This window comes from Paractinoplanes durhamensis, assembly GCF_016862175.1.
GTDB classification, from domain to species: Bacteria; Actinomycetota; Actinomycetes; order Mycobacteriales; family Micromonosporaceae; genus Actinoplanes; species Actinoplanes durhamensis.
This window is the reverse complement of the sequence record NZ_BOML01000048.1, coordinates 66,974-83,510: the sequence shown is the minus strand read 5'-3', so window position 1 is coordinate 83,510 and position 16,537 is coordinate 66,974. Positions and strand designations below refer to the sequence as shown.

Sequence of the window (16,537 nt, the reverse complement as noted above, 5' to 3'; positions counted from 1 at the left end):
TAGCAGACAGTGATGTTTCTGGTTATAGACCAACGTCTATATGTTTGACCTATTTATCCAGATCAACATGACCGTATGGTTGTCCAGCAATGGTCCTTTCTGGACCAAGGTTGTGCTGTGCATTCCACCATTCCGGTAGTTTCGGTCAACCGAACGGCGCCATCGGCGTCGGTGTCGGCCTGGTTCGCGGTGCTGGGCTTCGCGGCGGTCATCGGGTTTCTCCTGTTGCCGTACGCGGGGCTCGGCGGCGACGGGCAGAACTTCTACTACACGGGAATCAGTGCCGCCGCGACGTGGGCGGTCTTTGCCGGGGCCCGGCGCGTGCGCCAGTCCCGGCGGCTGCCCTGGCTGCTCCTCGGCGCCGGGCAGTTCTGCTACACCATCGGTGATGTCGCCTACTACATCTCCCACGCGATCTACGACAGTGACGCGTTCCCGGCCCCGGCCGACCTGTTCTACCTGCTGCAATACCCGCTGGTGTGCGCGGCGCTGGTCCTGCTGGTGCGCCGGCGGACCCCGTCCTGGGACACCGCGACCCTGCTCGACGCGGCGATCCTGGCCATCGGCCTCGGCATGCTCTGGTGGGTCTACCTGATCGGCCCGATGGCCACCGACGTCGACGGGTCGGAGTCGCTCGCCAGCAACGTGGTCTCCATCGCCTACCCGGTGATGGACCTGATCGTGCTGGCCACCGCCATCCGGCTGGCCGTCGGGTCCGGTGCCCGCTCGACGGCGTTCCGCCTGCTCCTGGCCAGCCTGCTCGCCATGCTGGTGGCCGACATGGTCTACGGGCTGCAGACCGCCGCCGACACCTACCGCGACGGCGGCGTGCCGGACGTGCTCTGGCTGTGCGAATACGTGCTGCTCGGCGCGGCCGCCCTGCACCCGAGCATGCGGACGCTGGACCACCGGGCCAAGGTGGCGCTGCCCAACGTGACCGTGGGCCGCCTGATCATGCTGGCGGTCGCCGCCCTGCTCCCGCTGGTCGTGCTCTACGAGCGGTACACGCCGAGCGTCCTGCTGTTCGGGGTCTGCCTGTTCACCCTGGTGATCGTCCGGATGTGGATGGTCCTCGGCATCCAGCAGCGCCTCGCGATCGTCGACGAGCTCACCGGTTTGAAGGCCCGCGGCGTACTCCTCTCGCACCTTGACCTTGAAGTCGAAAGAGGACGGCGGCAACGGTACGACGTCGGGGTGATCCTGCTCGACGTCGACCAGTTCCGGCTGATCGTGCAGATCCACGGCCAGCCCGGCGGGCACGAGGTGCTCACCGAGCTGTCCGACCGGCTGGTCCGCCTGTGCGGGGACGCCGCGGTCCTGGGCCGGGTCGGCGACAACATGTTCGCCGCCGTCCTGCCCGGCTACGACGGCACCGACCTGGTGCAGGCCGCGGGCCGGGTCCGCGAGGTCGTCGAGAAGAAGAAGTTCGCGGTCGGCGACCAGGAGGAGTTCCGGGTCACCGTGTCGGTCGGCGTGGCCGGCCTGTTCCGCGACGGCACCAGCCCCACCGAGCTGATCGAGCACGCCGAGATGGCCCTGCGCCGTGCCAAGTCGGCCGGCCGCAACCGCGTCTACAGCCCCGACGGCCCGGTCGAACAGCGGCGGTAACCGCTCTCACCTTTTGTCCGCCATGTGGGATCACCCTGCTCAAAATAAGGACATCGATGTCTCGCACCCCCCTCCTCCGCACCCTGCGGCGTGCCGCCGTCTCCCGTCGCACCCTGCTCAAGAGCTCGGCGGCCGCCCTCGGACTGACCGCCGCGGGCCTTTCCGCCGCCCGACCGGCCCGCGCCGACTCGGCCGCCCGCATCGTCGTGATCGGCGCCGGCCTGGCCGGCCTGACCGCGGCCTACGAGCTCGGCAAGGCCGGCTACCGGGCCACCGTCATCGAGGCCGCCGACCGGATCGGCGGCCGCTGCTACACCGACCGCTCCAGCTTCGGCGGCCAGATCGCCGAGTTCGGCGGCGAGCTCATCGACACCGGCCACGAGGCGATCCTCGGCCTGATCGACGAGCTGGGCCTGTCGACGACCAACCTGATCGAGGCGGAACCGGCCGGCTCCGAGCCGCTCTACCACTTCGGCGGCGTCCCGTGGTCGTACGCGGACGCCCAGAACGACCTGGCGATCGTCGCGGAACGCGCCGCCGCCGACGCGGAAGCCGCAGGCTTCCCCACCACCTACTACAGCTCCACCCGCGCGGGCCGGGCGCTGGACGCGATGTCGGTCGACGATTGGATCAAAACCCGGGTGCCGGGCGGCCTCAGTTCGAAGGCGGGCAAGCTGCTGGCCACGGCCTACACGATTGAGTACGGGGCGGACAGCAGCGAACAGTCCGCCCTGAACCTGGTCTACCTCTTCGGCTACCAGGAATCCGACGACGTCAGCCTCTTCGGGCCGTCCGACGAGACGTTCCACGTGACCGGCGGCAACGACCGGATCGTCAGCAAACTGGCCGCGAAGCTGTCCGGCCAGATCACCACCGGCACTGCCCTGCGCGCCCTGGCCCGCACGAGCAGCGGCCGCTGGCAGGTCACCGCCGGAACGTCCACCACGATCACCGCCGACCGGGTGATCCTGGCCCTGCCGTTCAGCACGCTGCGCGACGTGGACCTGACGAAAGCAGGCTTCCCGGCCCGCAAGCTCACCGCCATCAACACCAGCAAGATGGGCACGAACAGCAAGCTGCACCTGCAGTTCAACCAGCGAGTCTGGAACGACCTGGGCTGCAACGGCGAGGTCTTCACCGACCTCGGTTTCCAGAACTCCTGGGACGTGACCCGCGGCCAGTCCGGCTCGTCCGGCATCCTGGTCAACTTCACCGGCGGCGCAGCCGGTGCCGACTTCGCGTCGCAGAGCACCACGAAGTACGCCCAGCGCTTCCTGGCCCAGGCCGAGCCGGCCCTGCCCGGCCTGACCAAGGCCTGGAACGGCAAGGCCACGCTGGCGTACTGGACCGCCTACCCGTGGACGCGCGGTTCGTACTCGTATTACGCCCCCGGTCAGTACACGACCATCACCGGGGTGGAGGAGCAAGCCGTGAACGGCTGCCACTTCGCCGGCGAGCACACGTCGCTGGAGTACCAGGGCTACATGAACGGCGCGGTCGAGACCGGCCAGCGAGCAGCCCAGGAAATCATCGACGACCTGGCCTGATCTACGGGAACAGATAGAGCTCGGGGGAGAGCGCCAACTGCACGGCCTGATCAGCGGAGAGGACCGGCTCCGGTCGAGTAGCGACCGGAGCCGCACCGTCCTTCTCCTGCCGATCGGTGTTCGAGACCTGCACGTAGATCTCGCTGTGCCCGCGGTAGACCCGGACCACCCAGTTTTTTGGTTCCCCGGCCGGGGTCCCGTCCGGCTCGGTGCCCAGCAGCACGGTGGATCCCTTCGGCCCGCTCATCACGGTGCATTTCGCCACCGTGTCCCCGCGGCATTCGGCCTCGGCCTGCGCCGCCACCGACTCGTCGACCACCCCGACGTTGACCGTCAGATCGCCGACTCCTTTGGCGTCGCGGATCAGGGCCAGCGCGTCCACCCGGTTACCCCACGGCGGCTGGCCACCGAGGTTGAACCCCATCAGGGGCCCGGCCTGCGCGCCCGGCACCTGGGCATAGGTCGCGGTCGGGAGCAGCCGTGGCACCTCGGCGTTGAGATAACAGGTCACGCTCGTGGTCGCCCAGGCCACCAGGTTGGGCGATAGGGGTTGGTCACCCGCGATCACGCCGGCCGGCCGGGCGCCTGGCGGGACGGGGCAGGGGTCGGCCGCCATGTACTCCGGCCCGTCCGGACTGCCGCCCCACACCCCGACCGCGGCGACGCCGGCCAGCACGGCCGCAAGCCCCGCCCCGGCGACGCCGGCCAGCCGCCGGGCCCGCCGCGACCGTCGTCCGGCCTTCAGAACCCCATCGGCGGTGAGCCCCATCGCCGGCTCACCATCAGTGACGTACGCCTTGAGCGCCTCTTGCACGTCAGCTTCCTGCATCGCCTACTCCTCGTTGGCGAGCGCGGCGCCCTGAAGCGCCCCACGCATGGATTGAATGGCTCGCGAGGTCTGGCTCTTGACGGTGCCCTCGCTGATCCCAAGAAGGGCGGCCACCTCAGCCACCGGCAGATCCTCCAGATACCGAAGCACCACCGCGGCCCGCTGCCTCGGCGCCAGCTCAGCGAGTGCCCGCCGCACCGCCAGCCCGTCAGCCGGATCGCTGCCCACGGCCCGCTCAGGCAGGTCAGCCATCAGCGACTCCCGCCGCCGAGCCCGCCGATGCGACAGAAACGCGTTGACCACCACCTGCCGGGCATAGGCGTCGACCGTCTCGCCGCGAATGCTGGGCCAGCGCCGATACAGCCGCACAAAGGCAAGCTGCACAAGATCCTCAGCGGTGTGCCAGTCCCCGCACAGCGAGTAGGCAAGCCGCCGCAGCGGTTGCGCACGCGCGGCGAAATACTCGACAAACTGCGCTTCCCAGTCAGCCCGAACCACCACGCCCCCTTTCGATCGACACCCCATCTACTCCGCAGGAGGCCAGAAGGTTGCATGGGAGGTTGCCATGCTCTGGAAGTCGACGGCCGAAAGGATTGGTTTCGCGCGCCCGCGATGGCAGATCGAGGCGGTGTCACCCTGCGTTTGGTGTGGCTGCGGTGGCCGGGCGCCGGCACCTCCAGCGGGCGGGAACTGGCCGCGTAGTTCTCGTTCGAGGTGGCCCGCCGCGGCTATGCGGTCGGCTCCACATTCCTGAACGCGGTGCTGCCGCCCAGGTCCGGCCCAACCGCGATGTCCCGGTCGCCATGGGCCTGCAGAGACACCCAGGCCAGCGACTACGGTTTCCACGCCATGGCCGTAGCCGCACCGACCGGCCAGGCAGGCGTGGCCCGGCCGGGCGTGGCCTGCGCGAGGGGATGCCCGCTCAGGTAGGCGAGCCTCTCGCCTTGAAGATCGGTCCCGGGCCGTCCCTGGGCCCGTCTGGGCCGTGGCCGGGCCGTCAAACGACGACCGGCATCGACCAGAACTAACGGTCGAAACGCCGGGTGGGCGAGGGTGTAAAGCGCCGTGCTCAGGAAGGTGACGGACGAGTCGGCCTGTACGCCGGATTCTGTGCCCGGGACTCTCGTCGCCGGGGGCGGTCATCCATCTCGGCCCAACGTTGCCGTTGGGCTCTTGCGGCCTACCCGCAGGCTTGGGCGAGCAGCCCTCAAGCGCCTGCGCCGGTCGCCTTTCGGCGGCCTTTCTTGGCCTTGCTCCGGGTGGGGTTTACCTAGCCACCCCGGTCGCCCGGGGTGCTGGTGAGCTCTTACCTCACCGTTTCACCCTTACCGGCACCACACCGAAGCGTGGGCCGGCGGTCTGTTCTCTGTGGCACTTTCCCGCGGGTCGCCCCGGGTTGCCGTTAACAACCACCCTGCTCTTCGGAGTCCGGACGTTCCTCGGTGACGCCACTAGGGCGCCGACGCGACCGCCCGGCCGACTCGTCCGTCGGGGGCAATCTTACTGGGACGCCGTACGCGTAGATTCACTGGCGCCATGGATTTCACGCACATGCTTCTGCTGATCGTCGCCGGGGTCGCTGCCGGCGGGGTCAACGCGATCGCCGGCGGCGGGTCGCTGATCACGTTTCCCAGCCTGATCGCCACCGGGCTGCCGTCCGTCGACGCCAACGTCACCAACTCCGTGTCGGTCTTTCCGGGCTACGTGTCCAGCGTCGTCGGGAGTCGGGCGGATCTTGCGGGGCAGGGGCGGCGGCTGCGGGGCATCCTGCCGACCAGCGTGGCCGGGTCGATCCTGGGCTGCGTGTTGCTGCTGGTCACGCCGGCCCGGGCGTTCGAGCTCATCGTGCCGTTCTTGGTGCTCGGGGCGGCTGCGACGCTCGCCTTTCAGGAGCGGCTGCGCGGGTTCGTCGGGCATCCTCGGCACATGTCGGCCGGGCGGGCGGCGCTCACCCTGCAGGTGGTGGTGTTCGTGGGGGCGATCTACGGCGGCTACTTCGGGGCGGCTCTCGGGGTCATGTATGTGGCGGCTCTTGCCCTGATCCTCGATGAGCCGCTCAACCGGATCAACGCGCTGAAGAACGTGCTGTCGGCGACGGTGGGGCTGGTCACGGTGGTCGTCTTCGCGCTGTTCGGGCCGGTGCACTGGGGCGCGGTCCTCACCTTGGCGCCGGCGACGATCGTGGGGGGATATGTGGGAGCGCGGCTGGCCCGCCGCCTGCCGTCCCGGGTTCTCAAGACGATCATCGTCACGTTCGGCACGGTGATCGGCCTGATCCTGCTCTACCGGGCGATCAGGTAGAGCGCGAGGATTTTCGGCGGCCTTTGACCCTCCGGCGCCGGCCGATGCCCGCGGCCCGCTTCAGATCTTGAAGATCTGCTGCACCGTCGGCGACGGAACTCAACAAGATCCAGCGGAGCCGAGCTACCCCGCCGGATATATACGGCATTTCGTGTCAGTCGGCGAGACGCGGTATGCGATGTTGAAGCACCGCCCGGCCCCAGTAAAGCTGCACGATAAGAGGCGAGGGGCCTGGCGTTGCTCAGGCCAGGTCGCCCGGGTTGGTGTTGGCGCCGCACAGCAGCACCACCACCCGCTCGTCCGCGGCCGGCAGGTAAGCCCCCGACGTGATCGCCGCGTGCGCCGCCGCCGTGCCGTGCTCGACCACCAGGCGGTAGTCGTCCCAGAGCCGGCGCCGGGCGTCGATGATGGCCTTGTCGTCGACCAGCACCGACGAGACGCCGGCATCCCTGGCCAGCTCGAAGGCGAGCCGGCCGGCCCGCCGAGCCCCCAGTGAGTCGGCGGCCACCCCGGAGACCGGGACGTCGACCGGGCGGCCGGCCCGCAGCGCGTCGTGCAGGGCGGCCGATGTCGTCGGCTCGACCGCGATCACCCGGGCCCGGTCGCGGACCGCGGCGATCACGCCGCCGATCAGGCCGCCGCCGCCGACCGCGACCAGCACCGTGTCGAAGCCGGCCTCCAGCTGTTCGATCAGCTCCAGGCCGAGGGTGCCGTTGCCGGCGATCATGTCGGCGTTGTCGTACGCGTGGCAGATGAGTGCCCCGGTCTCGGCCGAGCGGATGGCGGCAGCGGCGGCCGCCTCCGCGTACTCGTTGCCGATCTGGGTGACCCGGGCGCCGTACTTCCGGAGCTTCGCCACCTTGACCGCGGGCGCGGTCTGCGGCACGTACACCTCGGCGGGAACGCTCAGCTCGCGGGCCGCGTACGCCGCCGCCAGGCCCGCGTTGCCGCCCGACGCCGTGACGATGCCGGTGGCCGGCAGGTCGCCGCGGGACGCGGCGGCGAGGATCTGGTTGAACATGCCGCGGGTCTTGAAGCTGCCGGCGTGCTGGGTGTGCTCGAGCTTGAACCAGAGCTGCCGGTCGGCGCGGAGGACCGGGGTGCGCCGGACCCGCTCGCCGAGGCGAATGGCCGCCGCCCGCACGTCATCCTTGTCAATCATCAGCCGACTTTAGGCGATGCTCCAGGTCATCCGGCGGGATGTGGCGGGTGAGCGTTCTCCCACCAGCCTCGCCAGGTCGAGCAGGCGGTTGGAGAAACCCCACTCGTTGTCGAACCAACCCCGCACCTTCACGCCGCCGTCGGCGGTGGTCTGCGTGCCGGACGGGTCGAACAGGCAGGACGCCGGGTTGTTCTTGACGTCGACCGAGACGGTCGGGTCGGGGTCGTAGGCGAGGATGCCGCGCATCGGGCCGCCGGCCGCCTCGGCCATCGCGCGGTTGACCTCCTCGACGCTGACCGGGCGGGCGGTCTGGCCGGAGAGCTCGGCCAGCGAGCCGATCGGGGTGGGCACGCAGTAGTAGCTGAACCGCATCTCGCCGATCTCCGGCAGCGCCACCCGCACCAGGTCACCGACCACGTGGTTGTGCGGGATGATGCTCTCGCCGGCGGCCCGGCCCAGCCGCGGGTCGTCGCGGGAGGTGCCGATCACCGAGTCCTGCGAGCGCTGCCAGCCCTGGGTGGCCAGCACCACCGACGTGTTGACCGAGCGCAGCCCGAACCGGTCGAGCAGCACCTTGGCCATCGTGGTGAGCGCGTTGACGCCGCACGAACCGGGAGAGACCACGTCGTGCAGGGCCGGGTCGTAGACGTGGTGGTTGGCGCCGTAGACGAGGAACGCGTCGGGGTCGTCGGCCGACGCACTGATCACCACCTTGCGGGCGCCGCCGTGGGTGATGTGGGTGCGGGCGGTGCTGCCGGCCCGGAACCGGCCGGTGGCCTCGATGACGACGTCGACTCCGGCGTCCGCCCACGGGATGCGTTCCGGCTGCGCATGATGGAAGACGCGGATCGCGTGGTCGTTGACGACGAGGTGATCGGTGCGGGCCGTGACGGTGCCGGGAAATGCGCCGCGAATGCTGTCGCGGCGGAGACCGTAAGCCATTTTTTCGGTCGAGGCAAGGTCATTCACGGCGGCAATGGATATTCCGGATTCACCGGCCGCGGCTACTATCCGCGTGACGCTGCGGCCGATCCGTCCTAATCCGTTAATGCCGATCGTGACAGTCATCGAAGGCTCCTCGGCCGTTTGTGATCCTTGCTCCGCGTGCCGTCGAGCAGGGTCCAGCAACCCCGGATTCCACCCGCCGTCACGCCCCCGACACTATGAGTCGTGCAACTTGCACGTCAACGCAGGGCGCGTCACAGGAGCACCCGTGATCCACATTAGAGCAGCTCGGACGCGCTTCGGTGGGTGAACGGGGACGATCGGGCTTTGCTGTCACCTGATGCGGCACCGCTGGAAACAGTGATTCCCTCGTAGTTGGCGCCTGCGTCTTCCGGATCAGTCATGCGTTTTCCGGCCAGGTGTGCCATCTTTCTCCGAGAATTCCAAGCCGGACGACGCTGGTCGGTATTCCGCTACCGATCAGCGTCGTGGTGGCAATCACTTTCATTTTTTCAAGAACGGCGGAATCGATCGAGAACTGCGATAGCGGCGAGCAGCGTCAGCAGGAACCCGGTGAACCAGAGCATCGCCGTGGTGGCCGGAACGGTTCGCGTCGCGACACCCAGGCCGAGCACCGGGCCGACCAGTCCGAGGTAGGCGATGAGGAAGAGCCCGGCCAGCGATGCGCCCCGCTCGTGCGCGGCGGAGGCGGCGACCGTCGCCCCGACGGCCGACTTGAACACCACGCCGGCGCCCGCTCCGGCCAGCGCGCCGCCGGTCAGGAACAGCGCGAGCGAGGTGAGCTGGGTGGCGGCCGCGACGATCACGAGACCGGCGGCCAGGGTGAGCAGGCCGGCGCGCAGACGTGGCCGGAAGGCGGACTGGGCGGCGGCGCCCGCCGCGAAGACCAGGAACGTCACGGCGCCGGCCAGCAACCGGCCCGGGTGGTGCAGCGAGCCGGCCACGAAGCCCGGCGCGAGCGAGGTGAACAGGCCGAACACGGCGAAGGCGGCGAACGCGGCGGCGGCCGGGACGAGGGCACTGCCGGTCACCCGGACCCGCTGCGGCCGGTAGGGCGGCCGGACGGCCGGCGCGATCACCGTCTCGGGCACGGCGGCGACGGCGGCGACGCTCAGCGCCAGCAGGATCAGGAAGACGAGGTACGGCGTACGCAGGGGAGCCGGGGCGAACTGGGCCAGGGCGCCCGCGACCAGGGTGCCGGTGCCGAGCCCGCCGAGGTTGGCCGCGGCCGAGACGATCTCGAAGCGGGCGCGACCTGCTGACGGGCGGTGCGCGGTGTGCAGTTCGAGCAGGAACGCGGTCGCCGTGGCGGTGATCAGGCCGACCCCGAGGCCGGTCAGGAACCGGGCCAGGATCAGGCCGGGCAGCGCCGGCCAGGTGAGGAACAGCACGGCCGCGACGATCTCCAGGCCGAGCGCGGGGAGCAGGATCCGGCGCCGGCCGGCCCAGTCGGAGACGCGCCCGGCGAGCAGCAGGCTGACGATGACGCCGACCGCGTAGACCGCGAAGACGATCGTCACGGTGAACGAGGAGAAGCCGTCCTGCCGCTGGTAGAGCGGGTAGAGCGGGGCGGGCACGGTGGAGAACGCCAGCGACACCGCGAACACGGCGGCGATCAGCCAGAAGGCCACGCCGTGCCGGGCCGAGCCGCGCTGTTCCCGCTGAGACCGGGTGGCAAGCAATGTCATGGCTTGAGAGTGCGCCGACACAAGCATCTCGTCCAACGATGATTACTGCTGATCAGCATCACCGGATGAGATGATCGGCCGCGTGGAACTCCGTCACTTCGAGTACTTCGTGGCCGTCGCCGAGGAGCGCAGCTTCACCCGCGCCGCCGCCCGCCTGCACGTGGTCCAGTCCGGCGTCTCCTCGGTGATCAAAGCACTCGAGCGGGATCTCGGGGCCGACCTGCTGGAACGCAACTCGAAGCGGGTGGCCCTGACCGACGCCGGGGAGGCGCTGCTGCCCCGGGCCCGGGCCGCCCTCGACGCCGCCCAGGCGGCCCGGGACGTGGTCGCCGAGGTGCGCGGCGGCCTGCGCGGCACGCTGCGGATCGGCACCCTCACCTCGGTCGGCCTGATCGACGTGCCGGTCCTGCTCGGCACCTTCCACCGCACCCACCCGGGGGTGATGCTGCAGCTCACCGTGTCGCCGCGCGGCTCGGTCGGGCTGCTCGACGCGCTCGCCGACGGCTCGCTCGACCTGGCCCTGGTGTCGGTGCCGGGCCGCCCGCCGGCCGGCATCCAGGTGCGGCAGGTGGCCTGGCGGCGGCTCGACCTGGTGCTGCCGGAGGGGCACCGGCTGGCCGACGCCGACGAGGTGACCATCGCCGACCTGGCCGACGAGTTGTTCGTGGACTTCCCGGAGGGCTACGGCAACCGGGTGGTGGTGGACCGGGCGTTCGCGGCGGCCGGGATCCGGCGGCGGGTCGGCGTCGAGGTGATCGACATCGGGAGCGGCGCCAGCTTCGTACGGGAAGGACTGGGTATTGCCGTTCTGCCGCCGTTCGCCGTACCGGATCGCCGGGGTCTGATCTTGAAAAGCGTGACCGGCGCCGACCTGGACTGGCCCCTCGGGGTTGCGGTCTCCGCCGTGCGGGCGCCGAGCGCGGCCGCGCGAGCACTTCTCGCCCTGATCGGCGAAACGGCCGCATGATGCGCTTTAGTCCGTAATGCTCGGGATGGCGGTAGAGAGCGGAGGCGGCTGTGACGCAGGAGGCAGTAAACCCGAAGGACGGGCCGGTCGAGTCAGTGATGGCGTTCCGGCGCTTCGCGCTGGCCGTGTGCCTGATCGGCGTGCTCGTGCAGCTCGGGCTGACCGCCTACTACCTCGGCATGGGCCACAAGGCGCAGCCGCACCACCTGCCGGTCGGGCTGGTCTCGCCGGCCGCCAAGCGGACCGCGGTGATCACCCTGCTGTCCGAGAACGAATATTTCAAGGTCACCGACTACGCCACCGCCGACGACCTGGTCATCGCGATCAAGCGCCGGGACGTGTACGGCGGCGTCGACATCACCGCGAGCAAGCCGCATCTGTATGTGGCCGGCGCGGCCGGGACCGCGGCCGCCAGCCTGCTGAAGAGCACCTACACCTCGGTCGTCCAGCAGCAGACCGAGGCGGCCCTCGACGAGGCGGCCGCGGCCGGCGACACCATGACGGTCAGCGCGGCCAAGGATCTGAACACACCGCCGACCGTCACCGACGTGGTGCCGCTGCCCAGCGACGACGTCAACGGCGTCTCGCTCGGCTTCCTCACCCAGGCTCTCGCCCTCGGCGGCACGATCGCCTCGATGGGCCTCGGCCGGCTGATCCCGCGGGCCCGCCGCTCCTGGCGCCGCGGCATCGCGCACGTCTCCATCCTGATCGTCTACGCGGTCGCCTCGGCCGCCGTCATCCTCTGGTCGATGACCTGGTTCGGGGTGGGGGAGACCGCCGACCGGGGCGAGATGCTCGGCATCTTCTCGCTGATCTCGCTGGCCATCACCGCGTCGACGGCCGGTTCGGTCGCCCTCTTCGGCCCGGCCGGGGCGCTGCTCGGCGCCCTCTACTTCACCCTCGGCACGGTCATCTCCGGGGCCAGCATCCTGCCCGAGTTCCTGCCGTCCTTCGGCAAGCATCTCGGCGAGAACCTGCCGACCGGGGCCGGCGTGCAGGCGGTCCGCGACGACCTCTACTTCCCGGCCGCCCCGATCGACCAGCACCTGCTGGTCCTCGGCCTGTACGCGGGCATCGGCGCGCTGATCGTGCTGGTCACCAACATGCTGCCGAACCGGAGGAACCGCACCTCCGAGGTCGACCTCGATCTGGCCTCGCGGCTCGAGGGCGCGGAGCGACGCGAACCGGTGAACATCTAAAGGTCCGGCTCCGGCGGCCGATCGAACGGTCATGTCCGTCGCCATTCGCACCTCGGTCACCGTCCCGCTGCGCTTCCCCGACGGCTACGAGGCGGTCGCGCAGGTGACCACGTTCACCGGCCTCGCCGACGGCAAGGAGCACCTGGCTCTCCAGTTCGGGCCGGCCACCGAGACCCCGCTCGTCCGCCTGCACTCCGAGTGCCTCACCGGCGACGTCTTCGGGTCACAGCGCTGCGACTGCGGTCCGCAGCTGCGCGAGGCGGCCGAGCGGATCTCGCAGACCGGCGGCTACCTGCTCTACCTGCGGCAGGAGGGGCGGGGGATCGGGCTCTACGCGAAGCTCGATGCCTACGCACTGCAGGACGCCGGGCTCGACACCTACGAGGCGAATCGGGCGCTCGGTCATCTCGATGACGAACGGGACTACACCGCGGCGGCGCAGATGCTGTCGGTGCTCGGCGCCACCACGGTGGACCTGCTGACCAACAACCCCGATAAACCTCACCAATTGCGTACGCACGGGATGGCGATCCGGGAGGTGCTTCCGACCCGGGTGTACGCGTCCGCGGCGAACGTCCGTTATCTACAGGCCAAGGTCGAGCACACCCGGCACACCATCGATCTGCCCCTGGCCGGGTGAGTTGCGGATTCCGGCTCAGAAATCTCCGCTCCCGCCGAACGGGAATGCGTGGGAATCGAGGGAGTGAACTCGCGGATCGCGGACATCCAGAGCCGGATCATCGCACTGCAGACCCAGAAGGCAGCGCCCACCACGACCCCGGGCCGGCAGACCACCGCGGCCGGCGGGGCGGGCGGGAACGATTTCGCCAGCTACCTGTCCCAGGCGGTCGGGCAGACCACCGGCTCCGGGCGTACCTATCAACTGAACGCCAAGGGCATCCCGACCGAGCTGACCGCCTACGGCAACGGGAAGATCCCGGCCAACGCGCTCCAGCAGGTCGGCGACACCCGGCACAAGCTGTGGGCGCCGGCCGCCGAGAAGCTGACCCAGATGATCGCGGACGCCAGGAAGGACGGCGTCAAGATCGGGATCACCGACTCGTACCGCCCGTACGCCGAGCAGGTCGACCTGGCCAAGCGCAAAGGTCTCTACTCCCAGGGCGGGCTGGCGGCCAAGCCCGGCACCAGCGAACACGGCTGGGGCATGGCCACCGACCTCGACATGGACTCCAAAGCCCTGGCCTGGGTGCGGCAGAACGCCGACAAGTACGGCTTCTACAACACCGCGGCCCGGGAGAGCTGGCACTGGGGCTTCAAACCGGAGAAGGTCCCGGGCCTGGTCACTTCGTAGCGACCAGTTCCGCGTGCAGCAACGACAACCAGCCGTCCTGGTCGGCCGCCCACGCGCGCCAGCCGTCCGAGATCCGTTGCAGATCCTCCTGCGTGGCGGCGCCGGTCTGCAGCGCGGTCGCCGCCATGTCCGACTTCAGCACCCGGTCGGCCCACATGCCGCCCCACCAGTCCCGGTCCTCCTGGTTGGCGAAGCACCAGGTGCTCGACGTCGCGGTGATCTCGGTGAATCCGGCCGCGCGACCCCAGGAGAGCAGTCGCCGGCCCGCGTCCGGTTCGCCGCCGTTGCGGCGGGCCACCCGCTGGTAGAGATCCAGCCACTCACTCAGCTCGGGCAGCTGCGGGAACCAGGTGAACGCCGCGTAGTCGCTGTCGCGCACCGCGACGAGGCCGCCCGGCTTGGTGACCCGGCGCATCTCGCGCAGCGCGGCCACCGGGTCGGTCACGTGCTGCAGCACCTGATGCGCGTGCACCACGTCGAACGTGTCGTCGGCGAAGTCGAGCGTGTGCACGTCGCCGACCGCGAAGGCGACGTTGGTCAGGCCGCGCCGGGCGATCTCGGCGCGGGCCAGGTCGAGGGCGGCCGCGGTGACCTCCAGGGCGGTGACCCGGCCCGGTGTGACGATGGTCGCCAGGTCGGCGGTGATGGTGCCGGGACCGCAGCCGACGTCGAGCACCGAAACTCCGGAATTCAGCCGCGGCAACAGGTAGCCCGCCGAATTCTCTGCGGTGCGCCAGCGGTGTGAGCGCAAGACCGACTCGTGATGTCCGTGCGTGTAGGTCGCCATGCCTCCGAAGCTAGCCCCGCCGTCCTAATATACGGAACAAAAATCCCATTATTTGGTACGCGGTGGATTATGCGATTTCTTCGCGGGCAGTTCAGGCCGTACTTTTGTCGGCATGAGGATCGGCATTGTGGGGGCGACGGGACAGGTCGGCAGCGTTATGCGCCGGATCCTGGCCGAGCGCCAGTTCCCTGTCAGCGAGCTCCGGCTCTTCGCCTCCGCGCGCAGCGCGGGCCGCACCCTTCCGTGGGGCGATGGCGAGGTGACCGTCGAGGATGCCGAGGCCGCAGACTTCGCCGGTCTCGACATCGTGCTGTTCTCGGCCGGCAAGGGCAGCTCCAAGTCGCTCGCGCCGCGGGTCGCCGAAGCCGGGGCGGTCGTGATCGACAACTCGTCGGCCTGGCGGATGGACCCGGACGTTCCGCTCGTCGTCTCCGAGGTCAACCCGGACGCCGCGCGCAACCGCCCGAAGGGCATCATCGCCAACCCGAACTGCACCACCATGGCCGCGATGCCGGTGCTGCGCCCGCTGCACGACGAGGCCGGCCTGACCGCGCTGATCGCCACCACCTACCAGGCCGTCTCCGGTGCCGGGCTGGCCGGCGTGAGCGAGCTCGACGAGCAGATCAAGAAGGTGGCCGACCGTGCCACCGAGCTGACCCACAACGGTGCCGCCGTCGAGTTCCCGGCGCCCCGTTCGTTCAGCAAGACGATCGCCTTCAACGTGCTGCCGCTGGCCGGTTCCATCGTCGACGACGGCAGCGCCGAGACCGACGAGGAGCAGAAGCTCCGCAACGAGAGCCGCAAGATTCTCGACCTCCCCGGGCTGCTGGTCTCCGGCACCTGTGTGCGGGTGCCGGTCTTCACCGGTCACTCGTTGCAGCTCAACGCCCGGTTCGCCCGGCCGCTGTCGCCGGCCCGGGCCCGCGAGCTGCTCGCGACCGCGCCCGGCGTCGAGCTGTCCGACGTGCCGACCCCGCTCGAGGCGGCCGGTCGCGACCCGTCCTATGTCGGCCGGATCCGCGCCGACGAGACGGTGGAGAACGGACTCGCGCTGTTCGTCTCCAACGACAATCTGCGCAAGGGCGCGGCCCTCAACGCCGTCCAGGTCGCCGAGTTGGTCGCCGCCGAACTTCGCTGATCGTCATTTCGAATTCCGCCCCGGCCGTCACTCGGCCGGGGCGGTTTTTGTGGATTTCCTGACGAATCCAATGTGGAAATTTAGGACTTTTTGCCCGAATCGGTGGCGGATGGTCGGTTTGAGGTGCACAGTGATTGCATGAACGACAGTGGGCCCGGCGGAGGCGGCTACTTCTGGTGCCTTCGTGACAGCCGTGTCGAGACCGGCGACGACCTGTGTCCCGCCCAGTACCGGCTCGGCCCCTACGCCACGGCTGACGAAGCGACGCGGGCACTCGAAACCGTCGAGAAGCGCAATGCCGAGTGGGACGCCGCGGATGCCCGCTGGACCGGGGAGGAAAGCTGACACCGGCTTAGCGACCCCCTGTGTCCAAGCCGGAATTCGTAGTCTCCATGCGGAGACGAGCCCGCAGTCATTCGCAAGGAGGAACACCCAGATGGCCGCTGCCAAAAAGGCTCCGACCAGAGCTTCAACTTCCGGAAAGCCCGCGCGGGCAAACGCCGCGGGAACGAAGGTCGCGGCCGCGACCTCCCGGACCACGAAGACCACGACGGTACGCACGACGACCACGACCCGGCCCGTGGTGCCCAAGCCCACCACCCCGAACCGGACGGCGTCGACGGCCCGGTCCGCCGTGAAGCCGGCCCCCGCTTCGGCTGCGGCGTCAGCGAAATCGACGACGACGAAGCGGTCCGAAATTTCGCGAAAAAGGGGGACAGCGGCGAGTGTGAAGGCCGGTCTCGCGGGCAAGACCGCGGCGCGTACGGCCGCCGGGCGGGCCGCTGCCAAGCCGACCACTGCCAAGCAGACCACCGTCGCCAAGGCCGGCGTCGCACAAACCGTCGCGCGGACCGCTTCCGCGCGGGCCACGGTTGCGCAGGCCACGGTTGCGCAGGCCGCCGCCGCCGCTAAGCCGGCCGCTGCGGGTCGCACGGTCGCCAAGCAGGCCACCGCCGGACGCACCGTGGCCGGCCTGGCCGCCGCCGGCCGTAAGGTCGCCGGGGCGGCTGCTGCCGGACGGACGATCGCCAAG

15 protein-coding genes and 1 other RNA gene are annotated in these 16,537 nt (G+C 69.8%); 8 read left to right on the top strand and 8 right to left on the bottom strand.

Annotated features, from left to right (window positions below; translation table 11 throughout):
* The first annotated feature begins 117 nt into the window (after positions 1 to 117).
* Both Adu01nite_RS29470 and Adu01nite_RS29465 read left to right on the top strand, forming a co-directional pair.
* On the top strand, positions 118 to 1,608 hold the full coding sequence (locus tag Adu01nite_RS29470; RefSeq protein WP_203731452.1) for a GGDEF domain-containing protein: 1,491 nt from the start codon (positions 118 to 120) through the stop codon (positions 1,606 to 1,608).
* A 56-nt stretch (positions 1,609 to 1,664) separates the two neighbouring features.
* Complete coding sequence (locus Adu01nite_RS29465) at positions 1,665 to 3,155, top strand: flavin monoamine oxidase family protein (RefSeq protein ID WP_203731450.1); 1,491 nt, start codon at positions 1,665 to 1,667, stop codon at positions 3,153 to 3,155.
* Position 3,156: 1 nt separating this feature from the next.
* Here Adu01nite_RS29465 and Adu01nite_RS29460 read toward each other — a convergent pair whose 3' ends face one another.
* The 3 genes from Adu01nite_RS29460 to rnpB form a co-directional block, all read right to left on the bottom strand.
* Positions 3,157 to 3,984: a hypothetical protein gene (locus tag Adu01nite_RS29460; protein WP_203731448.1), complete on the bottom strand. Its 828-nt coding sequence runs from the start codon at positions 3,982 to 3,984 to the stop codon at positions 3,157 to 3,159.
* A 3-nt stretch (positions 3,985 to 3,987) separates the two neighbouring features.
* Complete coding sequence (locus Adu01nite_RS29455; RefSeq protein WP_307836658.1) at positions 3,988 to 4,482, bottom strand: SigE family RNA polymerase sigma factor; 495 nt, start codon at positions 4,480 to 4,482, stop codon at positions 3,988 to 3,990.
* A 583-nt stretch (positions 4,483 to 5,065) separates the two neighbouring features.
* Positions 5,066 to 5,468: RNase P RNA component class A (gene rnpB / locus Adu01nite_RS29450), an RNA gene on the bottom strand.
* A 52-nt stretch (positions 5,469 to 5,520) separates the two neighbouring features.
* Between rnpB and Adu01nite_RS29445 the strand changes: the two genes are divergently transcribed.
* Entirely contained in the window at positions 5,521 to 6,285 is a 765-nt protein-coding gene (locus Adu01nite_RS29445) for a sulfite exporter TauE/SafE family protein (RefSeq protein ID WP_203731445.1), read from the top strand.
* A gap of 241 nt (positions 6,286 to 6,526) precedes the next feature.
* Here Adu01nite_RS29445 and Adu01nite_RS29440 read toward each other — a convergent pair whose 3' ends face one another.
* The 3 genes from Adu01nite_RS29440 to Adu01nite_RS29430 form a co-directional block, all read right to left on the bottom strand.
* The gene (locus tag Adu01nite_RS29440) at positions 6,527 to 7,447 is read right to left on the bottom strand and encodes a threonine/serine dehydratase (protein ID WP_203731443.1); all 921 of its coding nucleotides are present in this window, start codon (positions 7,445 to 7,447) and stop codon (positions 6,527 to 6,529) included.
* 9 nt (positions 7,448 to 7,456) lie between these two features.
* Entirely contained in the window at positions 7,457 to 8,515 is a 1,059-nt protein-coding gene (locus tag Adu01nite_RS29435; RefSeq protein ID WP_203731441.1) for a type I glyceraldehyde-3-phosphate dehydrogenase, read from the bottom strand.
* A gap of 389 nt (positions 8,516 to 8,904) precedes the next feature.
* Positions 8,905 to 10,101 (bottom strand): MFS transporter, encoded by a 1,197-nt coding sequence (locus tag Adu01nite_RS29430; protein WP_203731439.1) that lies wholly within the window; start codon positions 10,099 to 10,101, stop codon positions 8,905 to 8,907.
* A gap of 82 nt (positions 10,102 to 10,183) precedes the next feature.
* Here Adu01nite_RS29430 and Adu01nite_RS29425 point away from each other — a divergent pair, with 82 nt between their 5' ends.
* From Adu01nite_RS29425 to Adu01nite_RS48570, 4 genes are read left to right on the top strand one after another with little or no spacing between them, the layout of a single operon-like run.
* Positions 10,184 to 11,068, top strand: coding sequence for a LysR family transcriptional regulator (locus tag Adu01nite_RS29425; RefSeq protein WP_203731437.1), 885 nt, complete (start codon positions 10,184 to 10,186; stop codon positions 11,066 to 11,068).
* A 50-nt stretch (positions 11,069 to 11,118) separates the two neighbouring features.
* Positions 11,119 to 12,267: an ABC transporter permease gene (locus Adu01nite_RS29420; RefSeq protein WP_239132781.1), complete on the top strand. Its 1,149-nt coding sequence runs from the start codon at positions 11,119 to 11,121 to the stop codon at positions 12,265 to 12,267.
* A gap of 31 nt (positions 12,268 to 12,298) precedes the next feature.
* Entirely contained in the window at positions 12,299 to 12,907 is a 609-nt protein-coding gene (locus tag Adu01nite_RS29415; RefSeq protein WP_203731435.1) for a GTP cyclohydrolase II, read from the top strand.
* A gap of 48 nt (positions 12,908 to 12,955) precedes the next feature.
* Positions 12,956 to 13,579 carry a M15 family metallopeptidase gene (locus tag Adu01nite_RS48570; RefSeq protein WP_203731433.1) on the top strand — a complete coding sequence of 208 codons (624 nt, stop codon included), beginning with the start codon at positions 12,956 to 12,958 and terminating at the stop codon, positions 13,577 to 13,579.
* Here Adu01nite_RS48570 and Adu01nite_RS29405 read toward each other — a convergent pair.
* Positions 13,569 to 14,366, bottom strand: a complete 798-nt coding sequence (locus Adu01nite_RS29405; protein WP_203731432.1) for a class I SAM-dependent methyltransferase — start codon at positions 14,364 to 14,366, stop codon at positions 13,569 to 13,571. The two genes, Adu01nite_RS48570 and Adu01nite_RS29405, sit on opposite strands and share 11 nt — an antisense overlap.
* A 112-nt stretch (positions 14,367 to 14,478) precedes the next feature.
* Here Adu01nite_RS29405 and Adu01nite_RS29400 point away from each other — a divergent pair, with 112 nt between their 5' ends.
* The gene (locus tag Adu01nite_RS29400) at positions 14,479 to 15,504 is read left to right on the top strand and encodes an aspartate-semialdehyde dehydrogenase (protein ID WP_203731430.1); all 1,026 of its coding nucleotides are present in this window, start codon (positions 14,479 to 14,481) and stop codon (positions 15,502 to 15,504) included.
* Between the two features lie 27 nt (positions 15,505 to 15,531).
* Here Adu01nite_RS29400 and Adu01nite_RS29395 read toward each other — a convergent pair whose 3' ends face one another.
* Positions 15,532 to 16,308, bottom strand: a complete 777-nt coding sequence (locus Adu01nite_RS29395; protein WP_203731428.1) for a hypothetical protein — start codon at positions 16,306 to 16,308, stop codon at positions 15,532 to 15,534.
* Positions 16,309 to 16,537: the final 229 nt, after the last annotated feature.

Excerpts from the sequence above, each read along its gene's own strand:
- Adu01nite_RS29465 (WP_203731450.1), top strand. The coding sequence starts at position 1,665 with ATGTCTCGCACCCCCCTCCTCCGCACCCTGCGGCGTGCCGCCGTCTCC.
- Adu01nite_RS29460 (WP_203731448.1), bottom strand. The coding sequence starts at position 3,984 with ATGCAGGAAGCTGACGTGCAAGAGGCGCTCAAGGCGTACGTCACTGAT.
- Adu01nite_RS29445 (WP_203731445.1), top strand. The coding sequence starts at position 5,521 with ATGGATTTCACGCACATGCTTCTGCTGATCGTCGCCGGGGTCGCTGCC.
- Adu01nite_RS29440 (WP_203731443.1), bottom strand. The coding sequence starts at position 7,447 with ATGATTGACAAGGATGACGTGCGGGCGGCGGCCATTCGCCTCGGCGAG.
- Adu01nite_RS29435 (WP_203731441.1), bottom strand. The coding sequence starts at position 8,515 with ATGACTGTCACGATCGGCATTAACGGATTAGGACGGATCGGCCGCAGC.
- Adu01nite_RS29430 (WP_203731439.1), bottom strand. The coding sequence starts at position 10,101 with ATGACATTGCTTGCCACCCGGTCTCAGCGGGAACAGCGCGGCTCGGCC.
- Adu01nite_RS29415 (WP_203731435.1), top strand. The coding sequence starts at position 12,299 with ATGTCCGTCGCCATTCGCACCTCGGTCACCGTCCCGCTGCGCTTCCCC.
- Adu01nite_RS29405 (WP_203731432.1), bottom strand. The coding sequence starts at position 14,366 with ATGGCGACCTACACGCACGGACATCACGAGTCGGTCTTGCGCTCACAC.
- Adu01nite_RS29400 (WP_203731430.1), top strand. The coding sequence starts at position 14,479 with ATGAGGATCGGCATTGTGGGGGCGACGGGACAGGTCGGCAGCGTTATG.